At 66.5% G+C, this 6,000-nt stretch carries 5 protein-coding genes and 2 pseudogenes; 3 read left to right on the forward strand and 4 right to left on the reverse strand.

Going from position 1 to position 6,000, the window contains the following annotated elements:
• Window positions 1–5 precede the first annotated feature (5 nt).
• Window positions 6–1,086: pseudogene (locus tag C3488_RS42675) on the reverse strand (transposase); the annotation flags it as partial.
• A gap of 17 nt (window positions 1,087–1,103) precedes the next feature.
• Between C3488_RS42675 and C3488_RS22870 the strand changes: the two are divergent.
• On the forward strand, window positions 1,104–1,634 hold the full coding sequence (locus tag C3488_RS22870; RefSeq protein ID WP_258053599.1) for a dihydrofolate reductase family protein: 531 nt from the start codon (window positions 1,104–1,106) through the stop codon (window positions 1,632–1,634).
• A gap of 552 nt (window positions 1,635–2,186) precedes the next feature.
• Window positions 2,187–2,670 (forward strand): annotated as a pseudogene (locus tag C3488_RS22875) (transposase); the annotation flags it as partial.
• Between the two features lie 117 nt (window positions 2,671–2,787).
• Here C3488_RS22875 and C3488_RS22880 read toward each other — a convergent pair.
• The 3 genes from C3488_RS22880 to C3488_RS22890 all read right to left on the reverse strand — a co-directional run bounded on the left by C3488_RS22880 (window position 2,788) and on the right by C3488_RS22890 (window position 4,645).
• A complete protein-coding gene (locus tag C3488_RS22880; RefSeq protein WP_258053595.1) occupies window positions 2,788–3,198 on the reverse strand; it encodes a hypothetical protein in 411 nt (136 codons plus the stop codon).
• Window positions 3,199–3,421: 223 nt separating this feature from the next.
• Window positions 3,422–4,233, reverse strand: a protein-coding gene (locus C3488_RS22885; protein ID WP_258053596.1) for an IS5 family transposase whose coding sequence is annotated in 2 segments (ribosomal slippage) — window positions 3,422–3,907 and window positions 3,910–4,233 — 810 coding nt in all. Because the reading frame shifts where the segments join, the coding sequence is not laid out codon by codon here.
• Window positions 4,234–4,288: 55 nt separating this feature from the next.
• A complete protein-coding gene (locus C3488_RS22890; protein ID WP_103842240.1) occupies window positions 4,289–4,645 on the reverse strand; it encodes a LysR family transcriptional regulator in 357 nt (118 codons plus the stop codon).
• Window positions 4,646–4,793: 148 nt separating this feature from the next.
• Between C3488_RS22890 and C3488_RS22895 the strand changes: the two genes are divergently transcribed.
• Window positions 4,794–5,210, forward strand: a complete 417-nt coding sequence (locus tag C3488_RS22895) for an RICIN domain-containing protein (RefSeq protein WP_103842242.1) — start codon at window positions 4,794–4,796, stop codon at window positions 5,208–5,210.
• Window positions 5,211–6,000: the final 790 nt, after the last annotated feature.

Here is a 6,000-nt window from a genome sequence, read left to right on the forward strand (position 1 = left end):
GCTGCTCATGTTCCTCGCCCCGTGGTTCGGAAGGCCGATGGGCAGCCCGGATGGCGAGGAGAGCATTCGTCGTGGTCGACATCACCGAGATCTATATCCACTGGTACGCGGGCCGCTCGAAGAGTGCGCTGGCCGCGTCGCTGGGGCTGGACCGCAAGACGATCAGGAAGTACCTGGCCCCGGCGGAGGCGTCTGGGATCACCCCGGGCGGCCCGCCGATGACCGAGGCCGACTGGTCGAAACTGATCAAGGAATGGTTCCCGGGGCTGGCCGACAGACGGCTGCGGCAGATGACCTGGCCGGAGATCGACAAGCACCGCGACTACATCAAGAGCCTGCTGGGGACGGTGACCGTCTCGACCATCCACCAGCGGCTGCGCGACGAGCACAAGCTCCAGGTATCGATCTCCTCCTTCCGCCGCTGGGGCCATGCCACGTTGCCGGACGAGGCGGCAAGGTCGCAGGTCACGGTGTTGCGTGACGAGGTCGAGCCCGGTTCGGAGGCTCAGATCGACTACGGCTTCCTGGGGCAGTGGATCAACCCGCGCACGGGCCGGCGGCACCGGGTCTGGGCGTTCGTGATGGTGCTGCCCTGCTCGCGGCACATGTTCGTGCGTCCGGTGCTGCATTTGGACCAGCAGGCGTGGACGGAAGCGCACGTTGCGGCCTTCCGCTATTTCGGCGGTGTCCCGAACGAAGCCGGAGGCGTCCTTCGGAAGGCTGACCGGCTTGATAGTCAGGTTGAGGTGCTGCTTCGCCCACTCGACGAGCTTCCCGGCGTAAGCGGAGTCGGCCCACACGACCGTGATCTTGGGGTGCATCAGGCGCAGGCGGAAGAGGACTTCCTTCGCGGCCGCAGCGTCGTGCAGGTCAGCGGGGTCACCATGACCATCAGGGGCAGTCCGCGGATGTCAACAACAGGTGGCGCTTGCGGCCGTTGATCTTCTCGCCCGCGTCGTAGCCGCGGTTGGCCTTGGAGGCGGTCTCAGCGGCTTTCACGCTCTGAGAGTCGATCACGGTGGCCACCGCGCGGGGGCCTTTGCCCATGTCGCGACGGATCCGCCCGGCGAGCTGGTCACGGACCCGGCGAGGGCCTCCGCGAGATCATTTTCCGTGCCCGACCCACTGCCCGCGCGGTGCGCTACGAGCTGTTCACCGCGCTCGACCTGGCCGGTGAACCACCGCACCACCCCAGCGCATTCGACCGCCTGCTGAAGACCGTCCTCGCCGAACGCCCCCGCACCTTCCTCGTCGACGCGGCCCAGTGGCCCAACGCCACCCCGACGCAGGTCGAGTTCGCGCGCCACTGGAGGGACATGTCGAAGCCGGTGTTCTCCTCGACGATCGACAAGGTCGGCTGGAACATCCGCCTGGTCACCGGCGACGCGGTCGCCGAGATCCCCCGGCTCAAGGCCGAGGACCGTGGCCCGATGGGCATCGGCGGCGCGACGCTCGCCAGGGCGGCCATGCGGTCTGCGCTGATCGACGAGTACGTGCTGGCCACCGCGCCGGTCCTGATGGGCGGCGGCACGCCGTTCTTCACCGCGTTGGACAGCTGGGTGAACCTGAAAGTGGTGGAGACGCGGACGCTTCCCTGCGGCGTGATCCTGACCAGGTACGAGACGAGGCGCTGAGCGCCCGTCCCGCGACTCGACCGCCCGCCGGGTCCACGCGAACGTGAACGCCACCACTGTGGTGGACAGCCAGCAGTGCGCTCAGCGCCGCTTCCCGGTCTGTCTCGCCCCTTGCCGAGTTCGGGAGGCCGCCAGACAGCAGCGGCGCTCATCCGGTCGTCGGGTAGCCGATCTGGGCTGTCCTTGACCAGATCACCGAGTGTCACTTCCGGGTTCAACGCCGAGACGATCTCCTGAGTCAGCGGCGTGAGATCAAAAACCGCTTGCACCGCGGCCAGGTCAAGCGTGACCTCGTAGACCTCCTCGGCGAACTCCTGGTAGGCCTCGGCACTGCCCGCGATGAGCACATCGAACCGCCACTCAGCACCGTCGGCGTCGTCCGTGTCCTCGTCCGGCACGTGTACTTCGCCGCACCTCCACTGGCTGTGTCCATACTCTCGCGCCAGAAGCAGGCGGTCGCTCGGGGCAGTCCGTTGTGGTCGGCGAAGGCGGGCCCGTCCAGATAGGGACGGAAGACGCCCGGTACCGAGTCGAAGAGCCCAGGCCAGGGCGCCGGAGGCGGTGGAGACGGTCTGGCCTCGCACCATCGTGCAGACCTGCGTGGTCCACCTGCTGCGGAATTCCTTCAGTTATGCGGCCCGCCAGGACTGGGACAAGATCGCCAGGCTCCTCAAGCGCGTCTACACCGCTCCGACCGAGGAGGCAGCCCTGAACCGGTTCGCGGAGTTCGCCGATGCCTGGGGCAGGAAGGAACGCGGGGGAGGAGTTCACTCCGTTCCTGCGGTTCGACACCGAGATCCGCCGGATCATCTGCACCACCAACGCGATCGAGTCGGTCAACGCGCGGGTCCGGCGAGCGGTCAAGGCCCGCGGGCACTTCCCGAACGAGCAGGCCGCCCTGAAGTGCGTCTTCATGGCGATCACGTCCCTCGATCCCACCGGCAAGGGCCAGGCCCGCTGGACCATGCGCTGGAAGACCGCGTTGAACGCCTTCGACGTCACCTTCGACGGCCGACTTTCAGCGGCCCGTCAGTAACCATCAACTACCCCAGTTACACCGCTCGTTTGACAGACCCGGACTGGCTCCACTCTGTACGCCACTTCCTCGGCCATCCTCTGGTCCAAATGAGCTACTCGATGTTCCCGCTCTGTGTCAGAGGTCTTCGTCGTCGACGGGTTCAGGTTCACGGACGTAGGCCAGGTCGAGGACGTAGCGTTCGGTGACGGGGCAGTTGTTCCAGGCTTCGGTGAGCCGGCCGTCGGGGGAGTCGTCGGGGAGTCGGGCGAGGGTGGTGTCGTAGTAGTCGGCGGCGGCTTGGCAGTTGGTCCACCACGCGTGGCCTTCGTAGACGCCGGGGCGGGGCAGGGTGATCTCGTCGGCGGGGCCGCGGTCGAGTTGGCCGATGATGAGGATGCCGGTCTCGGATTCGAGACCGATGGTCGTGTGGCCTTCGGCGCCGGCGGGCGGGGTGGGCGGGGTGTCCCAGATGCGGATGGTGATCTGGACGGAGATGTCGGGTTGGAGGCTGAGGAGGTACAGGTGGTAGCCGTTGCCGGCGACCATCTGTTACCTCTGCGGCGTCCAGGGCGGCTTCGTCGCCAAGGTAGGCGTCCGCACCGTAGACCTCCAGCACGCGGCGTCCGGGAGTGGCAGTGACGTTGTGCTCGGCGGTGTTGTTGAAGGCTGCCTGCAGGCTGGCGTAGGTCTTGCCGGGATGGCCCAGCGCGGTGAACTCGTACTGCTGCTGGGAGGAGACGTTGCCGGCCGAGTCGACGGCATACAACGGCTAACACAATGACTTGAGTTGTCGGTGGGTGATCAGGCAGCAGGCGAGTTTGAGGAACGCTTCGTGGATGTCTGCTCGTCGTTCCCAGCGCACGCGCAGCCGGCGGAAGCCGTGCAGCCAGGCAAAGGTCCGCTCGACCACCCACCGGTAGACGCCCAGGCCGGAGCCGTGCTCGGTGCCGCGCCGTGCGATGGCGGGCACCACGCCCCGGGCGCGGACCTCCTTGCGGTAACGGTCGTGGTCGTAGCCGCGGTCCGCGTAGAGGGTGACCGCTCTGCGGCGGGGCCGGCCGACGCGGCCGCGGACGGGCGGGACGGCGTCGAGCAGGGGCAGGAGCTGGGTGACGTCGTTGCGGTTGCCGCCGGTGAGGATGACGGCGAGTGGAGTGCCGTGTCCGTCGGTGATCAGGTGGTGCTTGGAGCCGGCCCGGCCCCGGTCGACCGGCGACGGGCCCGTGTGGCTCCCCCTTTTAGCGCCCTGACGTGGGAGGAGTCGACCACGCAGCGGGACCAGTCCAGCTTCCGTTCCGCGTTCAGTTCGGCGAGCAGGACCTCGTGCAACCGCTGCCAGACCCCGGCCTCGTTCCAGTCCCTCAGTCGGCGCCAGCACGTCATCCCCGAACCGAACCCCAGCTCCTTCGGTAGGTACTCCCACTGGATGTCCGTGTGCAGCACGTACAGGATCCCGCACAGCACCTGCCGATCCGGCAACGGCTTCCGGCCCGGATACCGGAACCTGCGCTCCCGCCTCGGCAGCAGCGGCTCGATCCGAGCCCACAGCTCATCCGACACGATCCACGGTGATGCCCCCACGCATCCGACAACGCTCAACTCGCCATCCAGACACGGACACCACTGCTCGACCACCTCATTGTGTTAGCCGCAGTAAGGAGCCGATCACGATCCGGCCGGTGACAGCCCGCTTCTGCGCGACGGCAGCTTGGTGCAACCGGTCTGCTGCCTCCACTACGCCCCGGGCCTCAGGCAGCAGTGCTTGTCCTGCCCTGGTGAGGCCTGCCGTGCGTGTACTGCGATCGACCAGTGTCAGGCCCAGACGGCGCTCCAGGGCACGGATCTGCTGCGAGAACGCCGGCTGCGTCATGAACGCCCGCTGGGCCGCCCGTCCGAAGTGCAGCTCTTCGGCGAGCAGTAGGAAGAGTCGCAGCTGATGCGTGCTCGGATCTCCCCGTAAGTGTGCCTCTCGGCCATCCCCCGACTGTGTCATACAGGAAACCGTATCAATGGCCACAGGAGACGTATCAAGACGCCCTTTACCTGGCTATTCCCTTGCGGGCAGTCTGACTGCTGGGAACGCGGAGCCGTCTTTCCACGGCTCCGGAGAGAGACGGGGACGTACATGAACAGGGGGACACATGGCATTACGAAAGATGAACGCAGCCTTACTTGCTGCCTTGACGCTCGCGGCAGGGGAGCTCAGCGCTTCCAATAGCCCGGCGGCCGCTAGTGATTCAGCACTGTCCATTTCGCCGCCCAGTGGCCGGTACCGCATCCACTCGTATTACAACGGCAAGTGTCTGGATGCTGATCTCAACACGATCGGCAGCAACGGGACCAAGGTCCAGCTCTGGGACTGCCTGAGCATCGACTACGGGAACCAGGCATGGTATGTGGACACGATCGGCAACGGCTTCTACAAGATCTACAGTGCGTACAAACCTAGCTGCCTAGATGCTGATCTCAACACGATCGGCACCAACGGGACCAAGGTCCAGCTCTGGGACTGGATCGCTGGAGCCGAGAACCAGGAGTGGTACCTAGAGCCGTACTGAGCCAAGTTTGTTCCGGTCTGGTCAGCCCCGCCGACCTGCACGACGCGCCGCGGCGAAGGTAGTCCTCAACCGGCCCGCTCCACTGCATCGACCGCACCCGATGCGCACCACTACCGCGCCGCCGGCCGCACCGGTGCGCACCACCGCACCGAGTGGATGCGCACCGGCGGGCGGTGGTGCGCATCGGGCTGCGCACCGGATGCACGATGCGCACCGGGTGGGTGCGCACCACCGCACCAGGTGCGCACCCACCCGGTGCGGTGGTGCGGCAGGCGCTCCCGGGCACGGCACGAGGGAAGGCCAGCGCTCGCGGAACATAAGCGTGTGCCACCGAACATTGAGTGAGCTGTCAGGCCAGACCAATGAAGTGTTCGCAGTCCGGACAGCGCCTCTTTGCGCTCAGTGCGGTGTTACCTGCCGTGGCCTGTGCAGGCTCATGCTCACTGATCCTTGCCCACCGTCCTGGGGCTGGGTTGGGGATCCATCCCCATGCCGCGTCTTCGGGCGACTCCACATAGTGGACGCACGCACCGGGGATATGTGCGTAACCCCGAGGCGAGACCAGGATCCTGTCGAGGACGAAGCCCTTTGGGGCGCGCGGGGCGGCAGTCGCCCCGTCTGCCTCTCGAGGACTGCTTCCGTCTGCAGGGCAGTTGCAGCCTTCCCCAATGATCAGTTCGCACCTGTCGCATCGTTGTGAGCCCATGGCTCCAATGGTCGCGCAGCATTCGATGGCACACGCTTAAGGGTCCGTGTCATAGGACACCGGCCATGGCGGCACATGCCCTGG

This window comes from Streptomyces sp. Ru72 (genome assembly GCF_002920635.1).
Classification (GTDB): domain Bacteria; phylum Actinomycetota; class Actinomycetes; order Streptomycetales; family Streptomycetaceae; genus Streptomyces.